A 21,629-nucleotide genomic window follows, 5' to 3' on the forward strand; every position below is an offset into this window, starting at 1 on the left:
CTTACCGGTAGCGGCGCCGCACCCCTGGCTCAGTGGACGGGCCGTGCTGGGGGTCGGCGATCCACGGTCCGGTACCCTCGCTCGGGTCGAGCACCCCGGCCTCGGCCCAGGTGAGGTCCCCGGCGAGCACCCGGGCAGCGAGCTTCTCGTCCGGTGCGTCGGTGTTCACCCACAGCGCCCGGAACAGGGCCTCCACCCGCAGCCGGGACTGTCGGCAGAAGCCGTCGACCAGTGCTTGCGCCGAATCGTCGGCGCCGGGGCGGGCCGCGTAGGCGGACACGGCGGTGATCGCGAACAGCTCGGCACCGATGTCCACGATCCGGCCGAGGAAACCCTGCTTGTGCTCCAGACCGCCCTGCCAGCGGGCCATCCCGTAGAACGTGGACCGGGCCAGCCGGCGGCTCGCGCGCTCTACGTACCGCAGGTGCCGGGCGGACGGGCCGAGGTCGGCGTAGGAGGTCGGAGTATTGCCCGGTCCGGTGAGCAGGCGCGGCAACCAGGAGGCGTAGAACTTCGCCGCCGCCACCAGGGCCTGGGAACGCTGCGCGGACGTGGCCTCGGGATCGATGATGTCCCCGGCCACGGCGAGGTGGGTGTCCACTGCCTCCCGCGCGATCAGCAGATGCATGATCTCGCTGGATCCCTCGAAGACGCGGTTGATCCGCAGGTCCCGGAGCAGCTGCTCGGCCGGCACGGCTCGTTCCCCACGGGCGGCCAGCGAGGCGGCCGTCTCGTAGCCGCGGCCGCCACGCAGCTGCACCAGATCGTCGGCCACCTGCCACGCCATCTCCGAGCACCACAGCTTGGCCAGCGCGGCCTCGATCCGGATATCGGCGGCACCGGAGTCACTCAGCTCCCCGGCGATCTCCACCACGGCCTCCTGCGCATAGGCGGTGGCGGCCATGAACGCCAGCTTGTGCGCGACCGCCGGGTGCCGCCCGATCGGCCGGCCCCACTGCACCCGTTCGTTGCTCCACTCCCGGGCGATCTTCAGCGACCACTTGCTTGCCGCGACGCACAGCGCCGGGATGGACAGCCGCCCGGTGTTCAGCGTGGTCAGCGCGATCTTCAGGCCCTGTCCCTCCCGCCCGACGACGTTCCTCGCGGGTACCCGGACCTGGTGGAACCGGGTGAGCCCGTTCTCCAGTCCTTTCAGCCCCATGAACGAGTTGCGCCGTTCGACGGTGATGCCCTCCGCGTCCCCCGCCACGACGAAGGCGGTGATGCCACCCTTGCCCCCCGCGTGCTCGGGCACCCGGGCCATCACCACCAGCAGCTCGGCCAGCACTCCGTTCGTGGTCCACAGCTTGACCCCGTCGAGCAGGTAGTCGCCGTCGGCGGTGGGAGTGGCGGTGGCGCGCAGTCGGGCCGGGTCGGAGCCGACGTCCGGCTCGGTGAGCAGGAACGCCGAGATGGCTCCGGCCGCGCAGCGCGGCAGGTACTCGGCCTTGAGTTCCTCGGACCCGAACTGCTTCACCGGTTCGGGTACCCCGATCGACTGGTGTGCCGAGATCAGGGCGCCGAGGCTGGGATGCGCCGACCCGATCAACATCAGCGCACGGTTGTAGTGCACCTGGCTCAGCCCGAGGCCGCCGTAGGCGGTGGGGATCTTGATGCCGAAGGTGCCGAGGTCGATCAGCCCGGCGAGCACCTCGTCACTGATGGAGTCCTCGGCCTCGATCCGTGCGCCGTCGACGTGCTCGCTCAGGTGGCTGGCCAGCCGGTCCAGGAAGGCCTCACCCCGGGCGTGCTGCTCCGGGTCGGCCGCTACTCGTGGCCAGACCAGGTCCGGGCGGAAGTCACCGAGGTAGAGCTGCTTGGCGAACGACTCGTTCGCCCACTCGCTCTGCCGGGACTGCTCGGCTACCCGGCGCGCGTCGCGCTCGGTGACCTTCGGGGTGGTGCTCATTATCGCCTCCTCGCGATATCCGGTACTGGCAGTATGCGCTACTTTTCCAGGCTCCGCCCGGGAGACGGCGCAACCTCGTCCTTCGCCACACCTTGAACGATCATTCGAAACAAGGTATAACAGCCTAGAACGATCATTCAAGGAGGTGCCGGTGTGGAGACCGTGACGTTGGCGGCTGGTCCCATCGACTACGTGGATACGGGTGGCCCAGGGCCGGTGATAGTGCTCACGCACGGCTTCCCCATGAATCACCTGCAGTGGCGCAAAGTCCTTCCCCTGTTGGGTGACTTCCGTTGCATCCTGCCCACACTCCCGCTAGGCGCCCACCGGCTGCCGATGAACCCCGGGGTCGATCTCGGTCAAGGCGGACAAGCGCAGATCCTGGCCGACTTCCTTGACGCCCTAGAACTTCGGGATGTCACGCTAGTGATGAACGACTGGGGCGGCCCTCAGTTCCTCATCGCCCTGGGCCGCGCCCAGCGGATCGCGCGGATGGTCTTCGTCGCGTGCGAGGCATTCGACAACTTCCCGCCGAAGCGGGCTCGGCCAGCGATGCGGTTGACGCGTGCACCCGGTGGCACGTGGCTCCTCATGCAACTTCTCCGCATGGCGTTCTTCCGGCACAGTCGCAGAACGTGGGGGGCGTTGAGCCACACGCGGATTCCCGAGGGCGTGCTCGATCAATGGTTCGCGCCGGCGCAGGGGAGCAGAGCGATCAGACGCGACCTTCGTGCATTTGCCGTCGGTGCGCCACGGCGTCGGACATTGCTGGCGTGGAGCCAGGCGCTCGGAGAATTTGCCTCTCCGGCGCTCATTGTCTGGGCTTCAGAAGATCTCATGATGCCTAGCGAGCACGGACAGCGCCTCGCCGACCTCCTCCCACAGGGCCGCCTGGTTGAGGTGCACGATTCGGGCACCTTGATCCCTGAGGATCAACCCGAAGAATTGGCACGGATACTGTGCGACTTCCTGGATCAGGACGCGTCTGTTCCAGGCCCGTCCGAGACAGAGGCAGGGCCAAGAAAGAAACGGTGATCAGCAGTGAGTCACGATCCTTCAGCGGTGGCAGCGATGACCCTGCGAAGGTGACGAGACGAGGGCGACCCCTGATGGTTGTGCGAAGGTCTGCGGACGGTGGGGGCAGATCAGTCCTCGATGGGGTCTGCGAGTGCCTCGCTGTCACCGGCTGTGGCGACCGCGTGCAGGGCGCGCTGAAGCACCTGCAGGTCCTCGAGGGTCTCTACCGACGTGACTTTGCCCCACCTCAGGCTGATGAATTGGAACACGGTGTTCGCGTAGTGCTCGTCCCCGGGGAGAGGGCCGGACACGTGGGAGCGCACAGCGACGCGTGTTCGCCAGGGCCCGCCGTTCACGAGAATGTCATCGATGGAGAACCGGACGCCGGGCATCAGTCGCAAGACTCGTTCCCACCACCGCACCATCGCCGCTCGGCTGGTTCGATGGCCCCCGAGTGCATGGTCGCCATGGAACCGGTACTCGAATGTGGGCGCGAGTCCGTCGACCATAGGCAGGTAGTCACCGTCGTTGATGCTCTCGAACGTCGAGCGGACCTTGGCTCTGACGAAGCGTTTGTACATTGCTCTCCCGGGTATTCGGTGGTTCCGGTGCGTTCGCGCATGACGGGCCGCGGCCGCTCCGCTCTCAGGTGGCGTCGGCCATCGTCTGTGCCAGTTGGGTCATCGACCGACCCGCTGCAAGGAGGGGAGCTTGGGAGCGTTGGGCGCGTGCCAGGATGAACCCTCCCTCCAGGCTCGTCAGGATCGCGATCGCCAGATCGCGCGAGCGGTGCGGGTCATCGACTATGGCGCGACACCATGAGGACAGGTCGTCGGTCCACGCAGCGAAGACGTCCGCCGTTGCTTGCCTGATGGTGTCGTGGGTGCTGGCCGCCTCCAGTGCCACGGTGGCGATCGGGCACGCATCGGCGTAGTCGGACTGCTCCAGATCTCTGGCCGCCTGGGTGAACATCGCTCCGATTGCATCGACCGGGGCGGGAGATCCGTCATTCAGTACGCCCAGCACCATGGCTCCGTAGGCAGCGCCACCGGTGCGGACGACCTCCTCAGCCAGAGCTTCCTTGCCGTCAAAGAAGTGGTAGACGGAGCCGATCCTCGCGTCTGACTCGACCGCGATCTCCTTCAGTCCGGTCCCGGTGTATCCCTGTCGTCGGAACAGGATGCTGGTCGCCGTCAGAATGCGCTCGCGCGTACCGATCCTCACGCTGGTCATCCACCCTCCCGCTGCATCGCCTGCGCCCAGGATATCAGTTCGCTTGAATAGTTGTTCAAGCGCAATGGGGCAAGCGATGCGGCGCGCAGCTCCTCGGGCTGGCTCAGCGGCGGCCCTGGTTGCGCGGGTGCTGCTTCGCGACGCGCTCGTTGCCACGCCGGTAGTTCCCGGTCAGTCGTGCCATCAGCTCCTGCGGGTCCTCCCGGTCCACCCGGGCCAAGAACTCCGCGGCCCGCTGCCCGCGCAGTGTGGTGGCGTGCACACCGTGGTGGGTGATCCGGACCTTTCCGTCCCGTTCGGAGTACTCGAATCCGCCGGCGTCAGCCATCGTCACCCACCCCGTTCGTCGGGCCGGCCCCATCGGCCGATCCGCCGTGTTCGGCTGAACCGTCCGGCCCGGCCCGTTCGTCCGCCCCGGCCGATCCGTCCGGCTCCATCGCGGCCAGTGGCGCCGCGTCCGGGCGCTTGGCGGAGCGCCCATCGCCGGAGGACCGCCCGCGCAGGTGCCGCCGTGCCCAAGGGTAGACCTCCCGGCGCAGCCAGGCGGCATCGGTGCGCCACTGGTCCCGCACCGGGATCGGCTCGGCGGCCGGCAGCGGCCGGGCCCAGTCCGGGTCCTCCGGCGGCAGGCCGAGCGCTACCAGGGCGGCTTGCGCCACCCGGTGATGCCCCTCGGGGCTGAGGTGGATCCGGTCCTGCGCCCACATCCGCCAGTCCTGCAGTGCGCGCAACCCCCACACGTCCACCACGTCTGCCCCGGTCCGCCGGGCGATCGACCAGATGTGGGCGTTGTACACCGCCACCTTCGGCCGGATCGCCCCGAGCAGTGGGGCGCGGCGAGGGTCGGTACCGGTGGCCAGCAGCACCTGCGCGCCGGCCGCCCGTGCGCTGCGCACCGCCCGCTCCAACCGCACGGCGAGCCGGTCCGGGTCCGCGTTCGGCCGGAGCAGATCGTTGCCACCGCCCACGATGGACACCAAGTCCGGTCCGGCGGCGAGGGCCTCGGGGAGCTGGACGTCCAGGATCGGCCCCAGCAGCCGGCCACGCACGGCGAGATTTGCGTACTCCAGGCGAGCTCCGCCGTCGGCGACCCGCCGCGCGGACAACGCGGCGGCCAGCCGGTCCGCCCAGCCCCGCAGTTGCTCCCCCTCCTCGGCGTAGGGGTCCCACAGGCCCTCGGTCATCGAGTCCCCGACGGCGATATAGCGGTGCCAGCTCACACTCACGGCAGCTGCCAGTCCACCGGCTCGGCCCCGGCCGCCACCAGCAGCTCGTTCGCGCGGGAGAACGGCCGCGAGCCGAAGAACCCGCGGGAGGCCGACAGCGGGCTGGGGTGCACGCTGGCGATGATCGGCGTCTGCCCGAGCAGCGGCGAGAGCGACTGCGCGTCCCGGCCCCAGAGGATCGCCACCATCGGCTCCTCGCGCGCCACGAGCGCCCGGATCGCCGCATCGGTGACCCGTTCCCAGCCTTTGCCCCGGTGCGAGGCGGGCTGCCCAGGTTGCACGGTCAGGCTCCGGTTCAGCAGCAGCACCCCGGCGTGTGCCCAGGCGGACAGGTCGCCGGTGGTCGGCGTCGGCAGGCCGAGATCGCTGGTCAGCTCCTTGTAGATGTTCTGCAGTGACCGCGGGATCGGCCGCACGTCCTCCTGCACCGAGAAGGACAGCCCCATCGCATGGCCCGGTGTGGGGTAGGGGTCCTGACCGACGATCAGCACCCGCACCTGCTCGAACGGGTGGGTGAAGGCACGCAGCACATTCTCGCCAGCCGGCAGATAGCCGCGCCCGGCCGCGATCTCGGCGCGCAGGAACCCGCCCATCGTATGGATATCGCCTTCGACGTCGGCCAGCGCACGCGCCCAGCCGGGGTCGACCAGCTCCGTCAACGGTTGGGGACTGCTTGTCGCTGAGGTCTGCACAACACTAGCGTGGCACGGCCGCGCCATGAAGCGCGCACTGTTATCACAGCACTCGCCGCCGAGGCTGAATGACACGCGTGTCGTTTCCCCCTAGGATGGGCGACGCAGCACCGAGGACAACGCGAGGAGGACCGATGTCGGCAGTTCGTCCGCTGACCACCGAGAGCACGACCGCCGCTGGCGACCTCAGCGAGCGGGACGCGCAGATCCTCGCGTTCGAGCGGCAGTGGTGGAAGTACGCCGGCGCGAAGGAGAGCGCGATCCGCGAGCTCTTCGACATGTCCGCTACCCGCTACTACCAGGTGCTGAACACGCTGATCGATGACCCGGCGGCGCTCGCCGCCGAGCCGATGCTGGTCAAGCGGCTGCGCCGGATGCGGTCCACCCGGCAGCGCGAGCGGACGGCCCGCCGCCTCGGCAATGACCTGTAAGAGCGTGCGGACCGGTTAGCCTTCCTCAGTGAGCAAGCAGCCGTACGCCTACGACGAGGATGAGTTCGACGCGCTCGGCGCCGACCGCGTCCCCGTTGGGGTCCACCGCCGACCTGTGCCGTGGTGGCGGCACGCACTGCCGTTCCTGGTGGTGCTGGTCCTGGCGCCGATCCTCGCGTTCGGTGTGGTGCAGATCTGGTCGCAGGAGGCCGGACCGAACTCCGACCCCACGCCCACGGCTGGTGCCGATGACAGTGGCGCCGACGGCTCCGGGGACACCGGCGGCGAGGAGCCCTCAGGCGAGGGCACCGATGAGACCGGCGAGTCCGATGCCGACGCTGACGCCAGCGAGTCGCCCGAGGAGGAGACCACCCCGGAGGACGACCTGGACCGCGATCTCGGCGTCTGGATACTCAACGGGAGTGCGACGGTCGGGCTGGCCGGTGAGGCCGCCAGCCAGCTCGAAGCCGACGACTGGACCAACATCGACACGGCCGACTACAGCAACGAGCTGCCCACGGAGAGCGCGGTCTTCTACACCACAGCGGAGATGGCCGAAGAAGCGGAGGCCATCGGGGAAGCACTGGGGATCGGCGCGCTGTATGAGGACCCCGAGGCTGCCTCGAACGGGGTCGTGATCGTGCTGCGGTCGGACTTCGAGCAGTAAGAACGTCCCGACGGCGCAGCTCGCCTCGGGCGAGCGCCGCGCTGCCTGTCTGCGCTACGCGCTCCGGCCGGCGACGGCGCAGCTCACCGTGGCGGGCTCAGCTCGGCTGGCACTGCCGGTCCGGTTCGCTGGGCGTGGTTGGGGTCAGCGCGGTTCGTCCAGCTCGGCCAGGGTGAGCAGCACCAGAGCGCAGCTCCAGGTCAGTGGGGCGACGTGCGCGGGGGAGCCGTCCGGGCCCACCTTCTCCGGGATCGAACCGGTAGCCGTGCGGTGCTCATCGATCCACTCGATCCACTGCCACGCGAGGGCGTCCTGGCCGTTGCTGGCGGCGGCCCAGGCATAGAGCGCAGTCTCCGGGGTCCAGGACATGGACGGCTCGCGCCAGGAGGAGCCGGGCGCGAGCCCGCCGGCCGGGCGCTGCATCGCGCCGATCGACGTCTGCCAGGCGACCAGCGCACCGGGCAGCGGCTCGGCGAGGAACGGTGGCAGGGTGAACGCCGTTGCCGCGTCCTGGGCGGTGCGGCTCGGGTAGCGGCCATAGCCGTACTGCCCGAAATCGTCGGTGATGGCTCCGCGCAGCTGCTCGGTGCGGGTGACTACGTCGTCGGCCTGCTGTGCCAGCCCGGCTCCGCGGTAGATCCGTTCCGATGCTTCCAGGCCGGCGAGTACCGGGGCGGCGGTGCCGAGGGTCACCTGGGACTCCTGACGCTCCCAGTAGTCGGCGGACGGCAGCGGTAGTCCGCTCTCGGTGTTGGTCTGGCTGAGCAGGTAGTCGGTGGACCGTTCGATCATCGGGGTGAACTGGTCCCGCAGGGCCGCCACGTCTAGCCCGAGCTCGGGCGCTGCGGCCAGCAGTCGGTCCAGAGCCCACAGCACCCAGGCGGTGCCGTCGGTCTGCAGTCCGCGCTCGTCCGGCACACCCGAACCGTCGGGCAGGTAACGGGCGTGGAAGGAGCCGTCGTCCTCCTGGACCTGCTGCAGGAACTCCAGGATCGAGATCGCGTCGGCCGGATGCCCGGTGGCGGTGTAGGCGGCCACCACGAAGGAGGCGTCTCGCGGCCAGACGTAGCGCCAGTTGGTCGACGGGCCGGCGAGCACGGCGCCGTCGTCGCTGGTCAGAGTCCGCAGGTCGAGCAGAGCGGTGGTGGCCAGCTCGGCGTAATCGTGCCCGGCGCCGGGGATCTGGCCTTCGGCGAGCCACTGGTGGCTCTCCGAAGCCAGGATCTCGGCAGCCTCGAGCTGGTCACCGGGGCCCGGGTCGAGGATCCGCGTGCCGGCCAGGTACTGCGGTTGCTCGCCCGCGGCAATGATCGTGGGGTTCCCCTCGGCGTCGACAGCGACACCGTTCTGGTAGAGGGAGTTGTGCGCGACCGGTGCCCGGGGTTTCACCAGTGCCGCAGCAGCCACCAGCGCGACGGCCACCACCAGGGTGGCCACCACGGTGAGCGGTCGCAGACGAGATGTCATCTGCGTAAGCCTAAATCAGCGAGTATCGGCCGCGCCGTCTCAGTGTGCGGACTGGTCGATGCCCTGTGCGGTGAGACCCCGTGTTCAGAAGGTGACTTTGTTATCAATTCGTGATGCTGAATGGTCGAGTAATCGGCTGCGCGAACGTACAGTGACTGGCGTCAGGAGCGCCAGGACGGCGTTCCTGCTGTCTGTACAACGTCGAGTCCGCGCCCGGTTCCGTCCAGGGCTGACGCGGGCACGGCCCATATCGACAGGCTCGGGGGAGTCACGTGCAACCAAGGCAGAAGACTGCGCGCTCATCGGCGCGTGCTCAGTGGCGTAAGCCGCTGGCAATCGCTACGGCGTCCGTCGCCGCTGTAGCGCTCGGCGCGGTGGGGCTCACCCACGTGCCCCCACCGGCCGCGGCCGAGCCGGGTGACGACAGCGAGGCGCTCGCCCAGCTCATCGACGGTTCGGTGCTGGAGGGGCTGGATGCCGACGCGCTGGCTGACCTGGTGGCGGCCGTCAGCACTGAGTCCGGCAATCCCAGCGATGTGGGGCCGAACCCCGCGACCATCGACGCCGCTCTGCTCGATGAGACCGCTCTGCTCGATCTCGGATTGCTGAGCCTCCCGCTGATCGGGGACGGCAGCAACGGTGGACTGCTGAATCTCGGTCCAGATGCTGCTGCGGGCCTCCTGAACGGCTACGCGGCTTCGCCCACGGCGGAGGAGTCCCTGGCTGCCTCTGGCGCGGTCGGTGCCGACGGCTCGATCGATGCCGACGCCGGCAGCAGCACCGAAGCCGCGACCTTGGACCTCACGGCGCTGCTCGGCCAGGTGGGTGTCGACGGGCTGACCGATGAGATCGTCGACCAGGTCGCCCTCGAACTGGGTGCACTGGCCTCCCGCGCCGAGCAGACTCAGCCGGGCGACCCGGCGGGCGAGTACCTGCTCGCCGGCGCCGAGGTGCAGCTGCACAGCCCACTGGTTGACGGCCTCGCCGGCACAGTGCAGGACACTGTGGGCGAGCTTGAGGGCACGGTGAACGGCGCCCTTGGCCCGGATGGCGCGGTGCAGGGCCTGCTGGACGCGGTGACTATCGCTCCGGCTAACCTCGGTGTTGGCCCGATTAGCCTGGCCACAGTCGACTTCGGTGCGCCGACTGTCGACGCCACGGTGGATCTGACCGCAGTCACGGACGACATCCTCGTCGGCCAGATCAGCGAGGGCGCGGTCACGATCGACCTGTCCACGGGCACGATCGCGATCGATCTGGAGCAGCTGCACGCCGACGGGCTGAACGGACTCGACCCGAACACGAACTTGCTCACCACCGGTGAGATCAACCAGGTCACCACGGCGATCACGAACCTGCTCGACGATCTGCTGGACAACGTCGCGCAGGCGCTCGACGACGCCATTCTGGGTACTGCCGTCACCGTCGACCTCCACCCGAGCGTCACTCTGCTCAGCGGCGTCGTCGGCGATGCAAATGTTGGTGCGACGCTCGCCGGGACGCTCGGAGACTTCCTCGGTGTGACCGAGACCGACCCGGACCTGGATGTCACGGGCTCCGTCTCCCTCAGCCTTCTTGTCACAGAGCTCGAGCTCGATGCAAGCGGCCTGCTGAACCTGCTGGAGCCTGTGATCACGGCCGCGCTGGGCGCAGTCGGCGGGGCCTTCGACAGCCTCCTGAACCCGGACGACACCGAGGGCACCCCCGCGCTCGGCGTCGTCGCTGCCCTGCAGACGACGCTCAGCGAGCTGCTCGACGGCCTGGACGTCATCAACCCGCTGCTCGAGCAGCTGCTCACCCTGACGGTGAACGCGCAGCCGACCGAGCTCGAGCCGCCGGCTGAGGGCGACCTCGGTGAAGACTCCTTCACGGTGCGGGCGCTCTCGGTGGAACTGCTGCCGAACGTGCTCGGCGGTGTGGTGCTGGACCTGGCCTCGTCCACGATCCGTACCGCCCAGGCGCCGACCACTGCCGAGACCCTGGACGTCACCTACACCCCGACCGAGGCGGCACCGGGCACGGAGGCGGTCTCCGACGCGCCGACCTTCACCCTCACCGAGGGTGGCGACCCGGCGACAGCCCCGGAGGGCACCACGTTCGCGTTCGGCCCGGATGCCCCAGAGGGCGCAACGATCGACCCGGACACCGGTGTGATCACCTGGACCCCGGGCGTCGAGAACGCGAACAGCACGGTAGACATCCCGGTCGTCGTGACCTACCCGGATGAGTCGGCCGACACCGCGGTGGCACCGTTCCAGGTGGCCGACGTCTCGGCGAACCTGCTCGACCCGGCCTACGAGCCGACCGACGCCACACCCGGTGTGGAGACCACGACCGGTCCGCCGACGTTCACCGATGGTGACGGCGCTACAGTCGCCCCGCCGGCGGGCACCACGTTCGAGCTCGGCCCGGACGCTCCGGCGGATGCGACGATCGACCCGGACACCGGTGTGATCACCTGGACCCCCGGCGTCGAGGACGCGAACGACACCACGTCCATCCCGGTGGTGGTGACCTACCCGGACACCTCCACGGACGACACGACCGCGGACTTCGTGGTCGCCGCTCTGGCGGACTCGCTCACCCCGGCCTACACGGACACTCTCGCCGAGATCGGCGTGGAGGCCTCCTCCGAGGCGCCGACGTTCACCGATGGTGCGGGTGCTGATGCTGAGGCTCCGGTGGGCACCACCTACAGCCTGGGTGAGGGTGCACCGGAGGGTGCGACCATCGACCCGGACACCGGTGTCGTCACCTGGACCCCCGGCGTCGAGAACGCGAACAGCACCGAGGAGATCCCGGTGCTGGTGACCTATCCGGACGACTCGACCGGCAACGTCCTCGCACCGTTCCAGGTGGGCGACGTGACCGCAGCGGACCTCGAGCCGGCCTACGAGACCACCCCGGCTGAGGTGGGCGTACCGGCCGAGTCCACCGCGCCGACGTTCACGGACAGTGAGGGTGCGGAGGCGGAGGCACCGGAAGGCACGGCCTACGGCCTCGGTGAGGGTGCACCGGAGGGGGCGACGATCGACCCGGACACCGGTGTGATCACCTGGACCCCCGCCGTCGAGGATGCCAACGACATCACGCTGATCCCCGTGGTGGTCACCTACCCGGACACCTCGGTCGACTCGCTGGACGCACCCTTCGAGGTGGCCGCGCTGGCGGACACGCTGGCCCCGGCCTACACCGACACACCGGCTCAGGTGGGTGTCGAAGCGGTCTCCGACCCGCCGACGTTCACCGATGGTGAGGGTGCGGACGCGGAGGCACCAGAGGGCACGACCTACAGCCTGGGTGAGGGTGCACCGGAGGGTGCGTCCATCGACCCGGACACCGGCGTGATCAGCTGGACCCCGTCCGAGGAGGACGCGGACACCCTGGTGGAGATCCCCGTGGTGGTGACGTACCCGGACAACTCGACCGACGACGCCACCGCTGCGTTCGACGTCGACGAGTACAACGGCAACGCCTCGGCCTCGGCTGCGGCATCGGCGAACGCCGACGATGAGTCGAACGCCTCGGCGGAGGCTGCTGCTGAGGTAGCGGCCAATGCCGATGCGACCACCACGTCCTCGGCTGCTGCCGATGTCGATGCCACGGCGGCTGCTCAGGCGGCGGCGAACGAGGATGCGTCCTCGGACGCGTCGGCCGACGTTGAGGTGGATGCGAACGCCTCGGCTGCTGCTGCGGCTCAGGCTGCGGCGAACGCGGACAACACCGCGGACGCCAACGCTGCCGCCAGCGCCGATCAGTCGGCACAGACGGACACCGACACCTCGGCGAACGCGAACTCCGCTGCCGCCGCTGAAGCTGCCTCGACCGCGGACTCGTCCTCGGAGGCCTCAGCGAACGCCACGGCGGAAGCGGACTCGAACACCAACGCCTCGGCGTCGGCTGCAGCGTCGGCGAATGCGGACGATGACTCGAACGCTTCGGCGGAGGTGGCTGCTCAGGCTGCTGCCAACGATGATGCGTCGAGCACGTCCTCGGCTGCTGCCGATGCTGACGCCACGGCGGCTGCCCAGTCGGCGGCGAACGAGGATGCGTCCTCGGACGCGTCGGCCGACGTTGAGGTGGATGCGAACGCCTCGGCCGCTGCTGCGGCTCAGGCTGCGGCGAATGCGAACAACGAGTCCGACACCAACGCGGAGGCCTCGGCCGCTGCGGACGCCACCGCCGAGAACGATGCCAACTCGAACTCGGCATCCGCTGCCAACGCTGCCGCCACCGCGGACTCCTCCGCGGAGGCCTCGGCTGCGGCGACTGCTGATTCGAACGCCTCCTCGGACGATGCCGCGGATCCGGACGGTTCGGCGGACGACTCCACCGACCCGGAGGCGGACGACTCGTCCGACTCGGACGCGAACACCAACGCCTCGGCCTCGGCTGCGGCGTCGGCGAACGCGGACGACGACTCCAACGCCGCTGCTGAGGCTGCTGCTCAGGCCGCTGCTGACCCGGACGCGGACACCGCAGCCTCCGCAGCTGCTGACCAGGACGCCACTGCGGCGGCCCAGTCGGCAGCGAACGAGGACGCGTCCTCGGACGCCTCGGCGAACGTGGACAGCGACGCCAACGCGGCTGCTGCCGCAGCGGCACAGGCTGCGGCGAACACGGACAATGACTCGGACAGCAACGCGGAGGCCTCGGCTGCCGCGTCTGCCGAGGCAGAGGCTGACGCCAACGCTGCGGCCTCGGCCGCCGCTGAGGCTGCGTCCACGGCGGACTCCTCCGCGGAGGCCTCTGCTGCCGCATCGGCGAACGCCAGCTCGGCTGCCGACGGTGACGAGTCCGGCCTGGCGGCCACCGTCCGGTACGCGGAGATCGTCCGCGACACCGGCGTGGTCCAGGAGGTCTACGGCACCGGGTTCGCCGCCGGTGAGTCGGTGACCGCCACGGTGAACTCCACCCCGTTCGACCTCACGGCTACCGCCAACGAGGACGGCGACGTGACGTTCGCCTTCGAGGTCGACTCCGACTTCGAGCTGGGTGAGCACTACGTGATCGTGGTGGGCGAGACCTCGGGCGAGGTTCCCGAGGCGAACACCGCCACCGACTTCGTGGTGGTGGCTGCCGGCAGCGGCGGCGCGAGTGCCTCCGGGAGCTCGGACGCCTCCGGTAGCGGTGCCGATCTGCCGGACACCGGGGCGAACCTGAACCCGGGTCTGCTGATCGGAGCCCTGCTCCTCCTCCTGGTCGGTGCTGGCCTGGCGGTCGCCGCCAAGCTCCGCCGTCGCGGACAGGAAGGCTGACCCAAGCCGGCGCAGGTCCTGGCTACGATGCGAGGCCCGGTCCCGAGGCACACCCTCGGGACTGGGCCTCGCCGCTGGTCATCACCGGCATGATGGGCAGGACGAACCGGTCCGGGAGAAGACGATGACGAAGTCGGACAGCCAGGAGGCTGCGCCAGATACCGAGGAACCGCGCGAGCACACCAGGCTCACCACCGTCAAACGGGTGGTCATCCTGCTCGGCGCGTTCTTCACCGCCTGGCACATCTTCGCCACGTTCCTGTGGATCGCCCCCGGCTCCGGGCTGCGCGACGTGGTGCCCGGCACCCTGTTGCACGACTACATGATCCCGATGCACGGGCAGAGCTGGAGCGTGTTCGCACCGAACCCGATCAACGGTGACTACCGGCTGCAGGTGCGGGCCGTGACCGGCTCGGGCGAGGACGCAGTCGAGACCGAGTGGGTGGACGCCACTGCTGCCGAGATCACCATGCTCACCCACAACCTCTTTCCGCCGCGGGCATCCAATGCCGCGATGGACGTCGCCTCCCGGTTCAAGGGGGCCTTCGACGACCTGAACGAGGCGCAGCAGGAGATCGTCGCGCTGGGCTACTACCAGGGTGAGGACTGGCGAGATCGGCTCCAGGCGGCCCTGCTGGAGCACGGGAACGAGGCCGCCGTGATGGAGTACCTGGAGACCGAACGCCTCGCCGGCGCCTACTCCACCCAGGTGGCGCAGGCGCTGTGGGGCGAGGACGTGCAGCAGGTGCAGTTCATCGTCAGCCGGCAGAACGTGATCCCGTTCGCCGAACGGAACAACCCGGATGCCGAGCGGCCCGCCGTCCAGCCCGCACCCACCGGCTGGCGCGGGCCGATCGTCGAACCCGGCCAGTCCCAGGAGCGCTTCGCCGAGATCTTCCTCACCGGGGTGGAGGAGTCCGGGCAGTGAGCGCCAAGAACGCCACGAACGCGAAGAAGAACGACGGCGCTCCCGCCGCGGCCACGTCTGCGTCACCGCCCGCAGGGCGCGGGCAGCGCAGGTCGGTGCCCGCCGCCGGTGCGCAGACGCTCGCAGTGCTGATCGGCGAGCTGCTCCGGATGATCGGGTCCCTGGTGGACCGCGGCATCGCTTTCGTCGAGTCCTGGTTGGTGGACGCCAAACGGGCTCGCTACGGCCTCGCGATCACCCGGATCCTGCTCGGCGTGACCGGGCTCGGACTGCTCGCCACCAACTTCCGCACCCGGTACTACGCATTCGGCAGCGGATCCGCCTGGAACGGTGAGGCCGCCCAGCCGGTCAGCGACTTCCCGCAGATCCCGATCTTCAGCGGTTTCCACCGCGTTGCCCTGAACGACACCGCCTTCACCGCCGCCTACCTGGCGCTGGCCGCTCTGGCGGTGCTGGTGATCCTGGGCTGGCGGATGAAGATCGTGCTGCCGGTCTACTTCGTCGCCTGGGTGTCCTTCATCGAGATGAACGACAGCCTCGGCGACCAGGGCGACAACATGTACCGGATCACCCTGCTGGCGCTGCTGTTCGCCGACACCGCCGGCCGCTGGTCCCTGGACGCCCGCCGCCGCGCCCGGCTCCCGGAGGGCGGCACCTGGTGGCAGCGTGCCTGGCGCGGTGGGCCGTTCGTCCCGGCCTGGATCACCAACTCCGCGCACAACCTGGTGCTGGTGGCGGTGGCCTGCCACGTCTGCTTCGTCTACGCCTCCGGCGCGCTGTACAAGGCCGGCGGCGAGCCGTGGCAGCACGGCTACGCGATCTACAACCCGCTGCACACCCAGCGGTTCGGCACCTGGCCTGAGCTGAGCGAGCTGTTCACCACCTGGTCGCCGATGGTCACCGCGATCTCGTGGAGCTCGATCATCCTGCAGATGGCCTTCCCGATGATGTTGCTGCGCCGGTTTACCCGGGTGATCGCGCTGGTCGGCATCGGCTCCTTCCACCTGGGGATCGCGATCCTGATGGGGCTGCCCTGGTTCTCCCTGGCGATGATCGCCATCGACGCGATCTTCATCCGGGACGTCACCTGGAAGGCGGTCGGGACGAGGATCGGCACCGTCTGGCGAGAATCCCGGGATCGCGCCGATCCACCGGAACAGGACCCGCCCCCGGATGCCGAACCAGACGAGCCGGCCGTGACTGCCCCCGCCCGATCGGAGACAATGGCGAGATGACTCGCCCCAGCACGGACGCCGTCGTCATCGGTTCCGGACCGAACGGACTGGCCGGTGCGGTGACCCTGGCCCGGGCCGGGCTCGAGGTGACTGTGCTGGAAGCACAGCCGGTGGCCGGGGGAGGGGCGCGCACCCTGGACTCCGAGCTCGCCGACGGGCTGCGGCACGACGTCTGCTCGGCGGTGCACGCCCTGGCACTGGCCAGCCCGTTCTTCCGAGACTTCGACCTGTCCGCCCGGGGGGTGGACCTGGTGGTCCCGGAGATCTCTTACGCCCAGCCGTTGGACGGTGGGCGTGCCGCCGTCGCGTACCGCTCGCTGGAGCGCACTGCGACAGAGCTGGGGGTCGACGGCGGAGCGTGGCGGGACCTGTTCGCTCCCCTGGTGGAGAACGAACAGCTCCTCACTGCGCTGATCCTCGGCAACCGCCGGGAGGTCCCGCCGGGGCTGCTCACCGGCCCCGGACTGAAGGCCCTCGGAGCCGCCGTGCTGCGGTTGCTCGAGCAGGGCACCCCCGCATGGAACCTGCGGTTCCGCGGCGACGAGGCACCGGCGCTGTTCTCCGGTGTGTCGGCGCACGCGATCGCCACCCTGCCCTCGCTCGCCGCGGCCGGTACCTCGATCATGCTCGCCACCAACGCCCACGGCGCCGGCTGGCCGATCCCGGTGGGGGGTTCGCAGGCCATCACGGCAGCGCTCATCGCTGACTTGGAGGCCCACGGCGGCCGGGTGGTCACCGGCAGCGAGGTGACCAGCTGGCGGCAGCTGCCGCGGGCACGCACCTACCTGGCCGACCTGGCCCCGGCCGGTCTGCTCCGGATCTGGGGGGAGCGGATGCGACCGTCGGTGCGCAGCGCGCTGGCCCGGTTCCGGTACGGCAATGCCGCCGCCAAGGTGGACTTCGTGCTCTCCGGCCCGGTGCCCTGGGCGGACGAGCGGATGGCCGGAGCGGGCACTGTGCACGTGGCCGGCAGCAGGGCCGATATGGCCCGCGCCGAGGCGCAGGTGGCGGGCGGTGTGCTGCCGGCACGGCCGATGATGCTGTTCAGTGATCCCGCACTGCATGACCCGAGCCGCGAGGTGGGCGGGCTGCGGCCGGGCTGGGCCTACGCGCACGTGCCTGCCGGGTGTCCGGTAGACGTCACCGAGCTGGTCACCGCGCAGATCGAACGATTCGCCCCCGGCTTCCGGGACGTCGTGGTCGACGCCCGGTGCACCCCCGCGGACCGGATGGCCGAGCACAACGCGAACTACGTGCGCGGCGACATCGCCGCCGGGGGGCTGAGTACCTGGGGGATGCTCGCTCGACCGCGGTTGACCACGAACCCGTACGCCGCCGGGATCCCCGGGGTCTACCTGTGCTCCCAGTCCACTCCGCCTGGACCGGGGGTGCACGGGATGAGTGGTTGGCACGCCGCCCGGATGGCGCTGCAGCAGCGGTTCGGCCTCCCGGCCCCCGATCTGGCTCCCTGATCCCACCCCGAACCCCGGTACGGCGACGGTATCTGACCTGCCTTGCACCGGCCGTAGTTTCGCCGGACGCGACCTGGCCGGCCGAGCGAGTCGGCGGTGAGTGGTCCGGCTCGGCGAGGGGTCGCGAGGCCGCGAGAGTGCGCCTCCTGACCACTCAGTGAGACAAATCGGCACGTTCGCACACGAGTCTGGGGAGTGTGCCGAGAATGGCTACCGGCCGACGCCGGAGGCGCCCGATGCGGGCTCCGGTTCCTCTCGACGATGCAAGGAGTACATGTGCGTACTACCCCGGGAACTGGGCGACGCTCTGCGGCACCGTGGATCGCTGCCGCCGTAGCCGTGGGCACGATCCTGTCCGGTTGCGGTGCGGCGGGCCCCTACCCCGACGGCACAGTGGAGCTGATGATTCCGTGGTCGGCGGGCGGGGGATCCGACCTCTCGGCGCGGCTGTTCGTCAGCGAGCTCGAAGAGCCGCTGTCCGCCACCATCAGCCCGGCCAACGAGCCGGGCGCCAACGGTGCGATCGGGTGGGGAAGCCTGGCACAGGCGGACAACGACGGGTACTCCGTGGGCCTGCTCACCTACGACGTGCTGAGCAACGAGATCCTGGACCCGACCTCGCCCGCGCTGGAAGATTTCGACATCCTGGCCCAGTACGAGCAGCAGGAGCTGTACTTCTACGTTCCCAGCGACAGCCCGTACGAGACGGCTGCCGACCTCGAGGGGAGCAACCTGACCGTCGGTACCTCCGGGATGGGCGGGATCGACCATCAGGCCCCGGCAGCCCTGGCCCGAGAGCTGGGGGTGGAGTGGGAGTACGTCCCGTTCGATGGTCAGGCCGACGGTCTGACCAACCTGCTCGGCGGAAACATCGATGCCTTCGTCTTCACCCCGACGGTCGCGGCCCAGTACGTCGAGGACGGGACGTTGCGCATCCTGGGGACCTTCGCCAGTGAGCGCACCGAGGAGTACCCGGACACAGCGACCTTCGTCGAGCAGGGGTACGACGTGCCCCCGATCGCGTCCTTCCGGGGAATCGCGGCACCGGCTGGGCTCGATGAGGAGGTCCGGGCCACTCTCGTGGAGGCGATCGAGACCACGGCGCAGGACGAGGAGTATCTCGCCGCGGCTGCCGAGGCCGGGAACACGCCGCGGTACCGAACCGGTGAGGATTTCGAGGCGTACATGAATGAGCTTCGGCCCACGATCGCCGACCTGCTGCAAGAGATGGGCCTCGCCCAGGCGGCCGGATGAGCGACGACGTCCGTGCGCCGGCAGCGACTGCACGACACCCCGGACGCGGTCCCCGCAACGAGTCCGTGCTGAAGATCGCCTTCCCCGGCGTGCTGTTCGTCTTCTCCGTGGCCATCGTCGTGCAAGCGGTCCAGCTGACCGGGCCACTCGCCGAGTCCAACGCGCAGCTGTATCCGATCGTGGTGGCGAGTCTGCTGGCTCTCGGTTCAGTGGTCTCCATCATCGGCGCGGTCCGCGGCACCGGCGAGCCGCTGCCGCACACCGTGGCCGCCGCGGGCACCGATGAGCCGGACGAGGCAGCAGAGCAGGACCGCGGCGGGCGTACCCGTGCGCTCGTGGTGCTGATCGCCAGTGTGGCGTACCCGCTGGCCATGCCCGTGCTCGGCTTTCACCTGACGACGGTGGTGTATGCGAGTGCACTGAGCTACCTGCTGCAGGAACGGTCCTGGCGCGGACGGGCGGTAGCCGCCGCCACCGGCGTGGGGATCACGCTCTTCTGCCACCTCACCTTCGTGCTGGTGCTGCAGGCCAGGTTGCCTACTGGGGTGATCTTCTGATGGAGCTGGCAGCCACGCTGGGCAACGTGTTCACGCCGGCAAGCCTGATGTGGATCGTCATCGGTGCCTCCGCCGGCATCATCGTCGGCGTCATCCCCGGCCTGACCGCCACGGTGGCGATCGCGTTGCTGGTGCCGTTGACCCTCGACCTGGACCCGTTGCACTCGATGCTCATGCTGACCGGGATCTTCGCCGGCAGCCAGTACTCCAACTCGATCACCTCGATCATGCTGCGTACCCCGGGCAACCCTGCCGGTGCGGTGACGATCTTCGATGGCTACCCGATGGCGCTGAAGGGCGAGGCTGGCCGTGCCATCGGGCTGGGGGCGTGGGCGAGCGCCTTCGGCGGAATCTTCTCGGTGCTGGTGCTGTGGGCTTTCTCCCAGCTGTTGGCGAGCGTGGCGCTGAAATTCTCGCCGGTGGAGTACTTCTCCGTCGCGGTCCTCGGGCTGACCACTGCCGTCGCCGTCACCGGGACCTCGAAAGCCCGCAGCCTCACGGCGACCGCACTGGGGTTGCTGGTGGGAGTGATCGGCACCGACCCGCTGGTGAACCTGCCCCGGTTCACCTTCGGCCTGCCCGAGCTCCGGCTGGGGGTGCCGTTCCTGGCGGCGATCATCGGCGTGTTCGCGATGGCAGAGGTGCTGCGACTGGCCGAGGTCCCCGGCCGCAAGACCCGGATGGTGACCACGATCGGACGGATCCTTCCCTCATGGGCGGATATCCGGCGCACCTTCCGGCCGGTCTTCCGCGGCTCGGTGATCGGCACGATCGTCGGCATCCTGCCCGGCGGCGGTGGGGCGATGGCCTCCTTCATTGCCTACGGGGAGGCCAAGCGTGTCTCGAAGAAGCCGGAGGAGTTCGGCAAGGGGTCGATCGAGGGGCTCACCGCGCCGGACGCCGCCGGCAACGGGGTTGCCGGTGGTGCCATGGTGCCGCTGCTCAGCCTGGGCATTCCGGGCGACGCTGCCACTGCGGTGATGCTCGGAGCGCTGGTCATCCAGGGGATCACCCCCGGTCCGGCACTGTTCGACGGCCGGGGAGCAGACCTGGTCTACCCCCTCTTTGCCGGGATGCTGCTGGCGAACGTCGCGATGCTGATCATGGGCCTGACCCTAGCCCGCCCGCTGGCCAGTGTGGCGCTGTTGCCCCGCAGTATCCTGCTTCCGGCGATCGCGACCCTGTCCTTCACCGGCGCGTTCATCGCCACCGGGCAGACCTACCTGCTGTGGGTGACGCTGGTCTTCGGCGTGATCGGGTATCTGATGGTGCGGTTCGACTATCCGGTCGCCGCCCTCGCTCTCGGCCTGGTGCTCGGGCCGATCCTGGAGTCCAACCTGCGCCGTGGGCTGATGCTGCACGACGGCGACGCTTCCGTCTTCCTCACTCGGCCCATCTCGGCAGTGCTGCTCCTCGCCGCCGTGGCGCTGCTGGTCGTGAGTATCTGGGGATCGCGGCGCTCCCGGAAAAAGGCGGCCGCCAAGGAGCTGAGCACAGTATGAGCACTCCGGGCACTGGCACCGGGATCTGCTTCGACCATGCCGTACTCGGAGTACGGGACCTGTCCGCGGCCACGGCTGCGCTCACCTCGGCCGGGCTGAGGTACGCCGGTGGCGGTGAGCACATCGGGCGGGGGACCGCCAACAGCCTGTTCGCGTTGGCCGAGGGATACCTGGAGCTGCTCACCGTCACCGATCCGGACCTCGCCCGGTCGCACTCGACGAACCGTGCCCAGGTGGCCGATGCCCTCGACACCCACGCGGCTCTTCCGCTCGGGTTCGCCTTCCAGGTGGCCGATGTTGCCGCAGCCGGGGAAGCGCTGCAGAAGTCCGGCCTGCGGGTCGAAGGGCCGGTGCCGATGTCCCGGCGAAACCCGGACGGCACCGTCCTGACCTGGCGAAACCTGTATGTCGGTACCACCCAGTGGCGCACCCTCCTGCCATTCCTGATCACCTGGGATGCCCCGCACGACCTGAGCGATGCCGAGGCGCCCCGGCTGCACCGCCTGGAGCTGGCCGAGCCCGGCGACCCGGCCACCTCGCCCTCCGGCGGGTTGCCGGCTGCTGTGCACGGCTACCACCAGCTCGGCGCCACCCAGAGCGCTCCTGACCGGCTCCGCCTGAGCGGGCTCGACCTGGTCTTCACCAGGCCGGAGGGGGCGGCAGGCGAAGGCCTGACCCGGATCCAGCTGGCCGGTGGGCACCGCCGAGGAGGTCTCGGCGGGCTCGAGGACTTTCTCACCTGGACCAGCCCGGGTCACGGCTCGTCCCACTCATCCTGAAC

General features: G+C 69.6%; 18 protein-coding genes. 11 read left to right on the forward strand and 7 right to left on the reverse strand.

Annotated elements, in window-relative coordinates; all coding sequences use genetic code 11:
• Nucleotide 1 precedes the first annotated feature (1 nt).
• A complete protein-coding gene (locus tag FU260_RS04605; RefSeq protein ID WP_147915990.1) occupies nucleotides 2-1,909 on the reverse strand; it encodes an acyl-CoA dehydrogenase family protein in 1,908 nt (635 codons plus the stop codon).
• A gap of 153 nt (nucleotides 1,910-2,062) precedes the next feature.
• Here FU260_RS04605 and FU260_RS04610 point away from each other — a divergent pair, with 153 nt between their 5' ends.
• Nucleotides 2,063-2,944: an alpha/beta fold hydrolase gene (locus tag FU260_RS04610; RefSeq protein WP_147915991.1), complete on the forward strand. Its 882-nt coding sequence runs from the start codon at nucleotides 2,063-2,065 to the stop codon at nucleotides 2,942-2,944.
• A 110-nt stretch (nucleotides 2,945-3,054) separates the two neighbouring features.
• On the opposite strand, the gene FU260_RS04615 is transcribed toward FU260_RS04610, so the two are convergent.
• The 5 genes from FU260_RS04615 to FU260_RS04635 form a co-directional block, all read right to left on the reverse strand.
• Complete coding sequence (locus tag FU260_RS04615; RefSeq protein WP_147915992.1) at nucleotides 3,055-3,507, reverse strand: nuclear transport factor 2 family protein; 453 nt, start codon at nucleotides 3,505-3,507, stop codon at nucleotides 3,055-3,057.
• A gap of 64 nt (nucleotides 3,508-3,571) precedes the next feature.
• Entirely contained in the window at nucleotides 3,572-4,159 is a 588-nt protein-coding gene (locus FU260_RS04620) for a TetR/AcrR family transcriptional regulator (RefSeq protein ID WP_187368423.1), read from the reverse strand.
• A 103-nt stretch (nucleotides 4,160-4,262) separates the two neighbouring features.
• The gene (locus tag FU260_RS04625; protein WP_147915993.1) at nucleotides 4,263-4,487 is read right to left on the reverse strand and encodes a hypothetical protein; all 225 of its coding nucleotides are present in this window, start codon (nucleotides 4,485-4,487) and stop codon (nucleotides 4,263-4,265) included.
• Nucleotides 4,480-5,385 carry an SGNH/GDSL hydrolase family protein gene (locus tag FU260_RS04630; RefSeq protein WP_268957810.1) on the reverse strand — a complete coding sequence of 302 codons (906 nt, stop codon included), beginning with the start codon at nucleotides 5,383-5,385 and terminating at the stop codon, nucleotides 4,480-4,482. The genes FU260_RS04625 and FU260_RS04630 overlap by 8 nt, the downstream gene beginning before the upstream one ends.
• Nucleotides 5,382-6,104 carry a uracil-DNA glycosylase gene (locus tag FU260_RS04635; protein ID WP_147915994.1) on the reverse strand — a complete coding sequence of 241 codons (723 nt, stop codon included), beginning with the start codon at nucleotides 6,102-6,104 and terminating at the stop codon, nucleotides 5,382-5,384. Before FU260_RS04635 ends, FU260_RS04630 begins: the two co-directional genes overlap by 4 nt.
• A 107-nt stretch (nucleotides 6,105-6,211) precedes the next feature.
• On the opposite strand from FU260_RS04635, the gene FU260_RS04640 reads away from it, so the two are divergent.
• Together FU260_RS04640 and FU260_RS04645 are read left to right on the forward strand one after the other, a co-directional pair.
• Nucleotides 6,212-6,508 (forward strand): DUF3263 domain-containing protein, encoded by a 297-nt coding sequence (locus FU260_RS04640; RefSeq protein WP_210418203.1) that lies wholly within the window; start codon nucleotides 6,212-6,214, stop codon nucleotides 6,506-6,508.
• Between the two features lie 28 nt (nucleotides 6,509-6,536).
• The gene (locus tag FU260_RS04645) at nucleotides 6,537-7,175 is read left to right on the forward strand and encodes a LytR C-terminal domain-containing protein (RefSeq protein WP_147915996.1); all 639 of its coding nucleotides are present in this window, start codon (nucleotides 6,537-6,539) and stop codon (nucleotides 7,173-7,175) included.
• Nucleotides 7,176-7,319: 144 nt separating this feature from the next.
• On the opposite strand, the gene FU260_RS04650 is transcribed toward FU260_RS04645, so the two are convergent.
• A complete protein-coding gene (locus FU260_RS04650) occupies nucleotides 7,320-8,642 on the reverse strand; it encodes a glycoside hydrolase family 15 protein (protein ID WP_147915997.1) in 1,323 nt (440 codons plus the stop codon).
• A gap of 374 nt (nucleotides 8,643-9,016) precedes the next feature.
• Here FU260_RS04650 and FU260_RS04655 point away from each other — a divergent pair, with 374 nt between their 5' ends.
• From FU260_RS04655 to FU260_RS04690, 8 genes are all read left to right on the forward strand, one after another.
• A complete protein-coding gene (locus FU260_RS04655; protein WP_168211650.1) occupies nucleotides 9,017-13,900 on the forward strand; it encodes a YPDG domain-containing protein in 4,884 nt (1,627 codons plus the stop codon).
• 124 nt (nucleotides 13,901-14,024) lie between these two features.
• On the forward strand, nucleotides 14,025-14,828 hold the full coding sequence (locus tag FU260_RS04660) for a DUF5819 family protein (protein WP_222847996.1): 804 nt from the start codon (nucleotides 14,025-14,027) through the stop codon (nucleotides 14,826-14,828).
• On the forward strand, nucleotides 14,825-16,063 hold the full coding sequence (locus FU260_RS04665) for an HTTM domain-containing protein (RefSeq protein WP_235912423.1): 1,239 nt from the start codon (nucleotides 14,825-14,827) through the stop codon (nucleotides 16,061-16,063). The genes FU260_RS04660 and FU260_RS04665 overlap by 4 nt, the downstream gene beginning before the upstream one ends.
• Nucleotides 16,060-17,535 (forward strand): phytoene desaturase family protein, encoded by a 1,476-nt coding sequence (locus FU260_RS04670; RefSeq protein WP_147915999.1) that lies wholly within the window; start codon nucleotides 16,060-16,062, stop codon nucleotides 17,533-17,535. The genes FU260_RS04665 and FU260_RS04670 overlap by 4 nt, the downstream gene beginning before the upstream one ends.
• A gap of 276 nt (nucleotides 17,536-17,811) precedes the next feature.
• Nucleotides 17,812-18,789, forward strand: a complete 978-nt coding sequence (locus FU260_RS04675) for a tripartite tricarboxylate transporter substrate binding protein (RefSeq protein WP_168211651.1) — start codon at nucleotides 17,812-17,814, stop codon at nucleotides 18,787-18,789.
• A complete protein-coding gene (locus FU260_RS04680) occupies nucleotides 18,786-19,346 on the forward strand; it encodes a tripartite tricarboxylate transporter TctB family protein (protein ID WP_147916001.1) in 561 nt (186 codons plus the stop codon). Before FU260_RS04675 ends, FU260_RS04680 begins: the two co-directional genes overlap by 4 nt.
• Complete coding sequence (locus FU260_RS04685; RefSeq protein ID WP_147916002.1) at nucleotides 19,346-20,848, forward strand: tripartite tricarboxylate transporter permease; 1,503 nt, start codon at nucleotides 19,346-19,348, stop codon at nucleotides 20,846-20,848. Before FU260_RS04680 ends, FU260_RS04685 begins: the two co-directional genes overlap by 1 nt.
• On the forward strand, nucleotides 20,845-21,627 hold the full coding sequence (locus tag FU260_RS04690) for a VOC family protein (RefSeq protein WP_147916003.1): 783 nt from the start codon (nucleotides 20,845-20,847) through the stop codon (nucleotides 21,625-21,627). The genes FU260_RS04685 and FU260_RS04690 overlap by 4 nt, the downstream gene beginning before the upstream one ends.
• The last annotated feature ends 2 nt before the right edge of the window (nucleotides 21,628-21,629 follow it).

Source organism: Ruania zhangjianzhongii (assembly GCF_008000995.1).
Taxonomy (GTDB): domain Bacteria; phylum Actinomycetota; class Actinomycetes; order Actinomycetales; family Beutenbergiaceae; genus Ruania; species Ruania zhangjianzhongii.

Excerpts from the sequence above, each read along its gene's own strand:
- FU260_RS04605 (WP_147915990.1), bottom strand. The coding sequence starts at position 1,909 with ATGAGCACCACCCCGAAGGTCACCGAGCGCGACGCGCGCCGGGTAGCC.
- FU260_RS04615 (WP_147915992.1), bottom strand. The coding sequence starts at position 3,507 with ATGTACAAACGCTTCGTCAGAGCCAAGGTCCGCTCGACGTTCGAGAGC.
- FU260_RS04620 (WP_187368423.1), bottom strand. The coding sequence starts at position 4,159 with ATGACCAGCGTGAGGATCGGTACGCGCGAGCGCATTCTGACGGCGACC.
- FU260_RS04625 (WP_147915993.1), bottom strand. The coding sequence starts at position 4,487 with ATGGCTGACGCCGGCGGATTCGAGTACTCCGAACGGGACGGAAAGGTC.
- FU260_RS04635 (WP_147915994.1), bottom strand. The coding sequence starts at position 6,104 with ATGGCGCGGCCGTGCCACGCTAGTGTTGTGCAGACCTCAGCGACAAGC.
- FU260_RS04640 (WP_210418203.1), top strand. The coding sequence starts at position 6,212 with ATGTCGGCAGTTCGTCCGCTGACCACCGAGAGCACGACCGCCGCTGGC.
- FU260_RS04650 (WP_147915997.1), bottom strand. The coding sequence starts at position 8,642 with ATGACATCTCGTCTGCGACCGCTCACCGTGGTGGCCACCCTGGTGGTG.
- FU260_RS04660 (WP_222847996.1), top strand. The coding sequence starts at position 14,025 with ATGACGAAGTCGGACAGCCAGGAGGCTGCGCCAGATACCGAGGAACCG.
- FU260_RS04670 (WP_147915999.1), top strand. The coding sequence starts at position 16,060 with ATGACTCGCCCCAGCACGGACGCCGTCGTCATCGGTTCCGGACCGAAC.
- FU260_RS04680 (WP_147916001.1), top strand. The coding sequence starts at position 18,786 with ATGAGCGACGACGTCCGTGCGCCGGCAGCGACTGCACGACACCCCGGA.
- FU260_RS04685 (WP_147916002.1), top strand. The coding sequence starts at position 19,346 with ATGGAGCTGGCAGCCACGCTGGGCAACGTGTTCACGCCGGCAAGCCTG.
- FU260_RS04690 (WP_147916003.1), top strand. The coding sequence starts at position 20,845 with ATGAGCACTCCGGGCACTGGCACCGGGATCTGCTTCGACCATGCCGTA.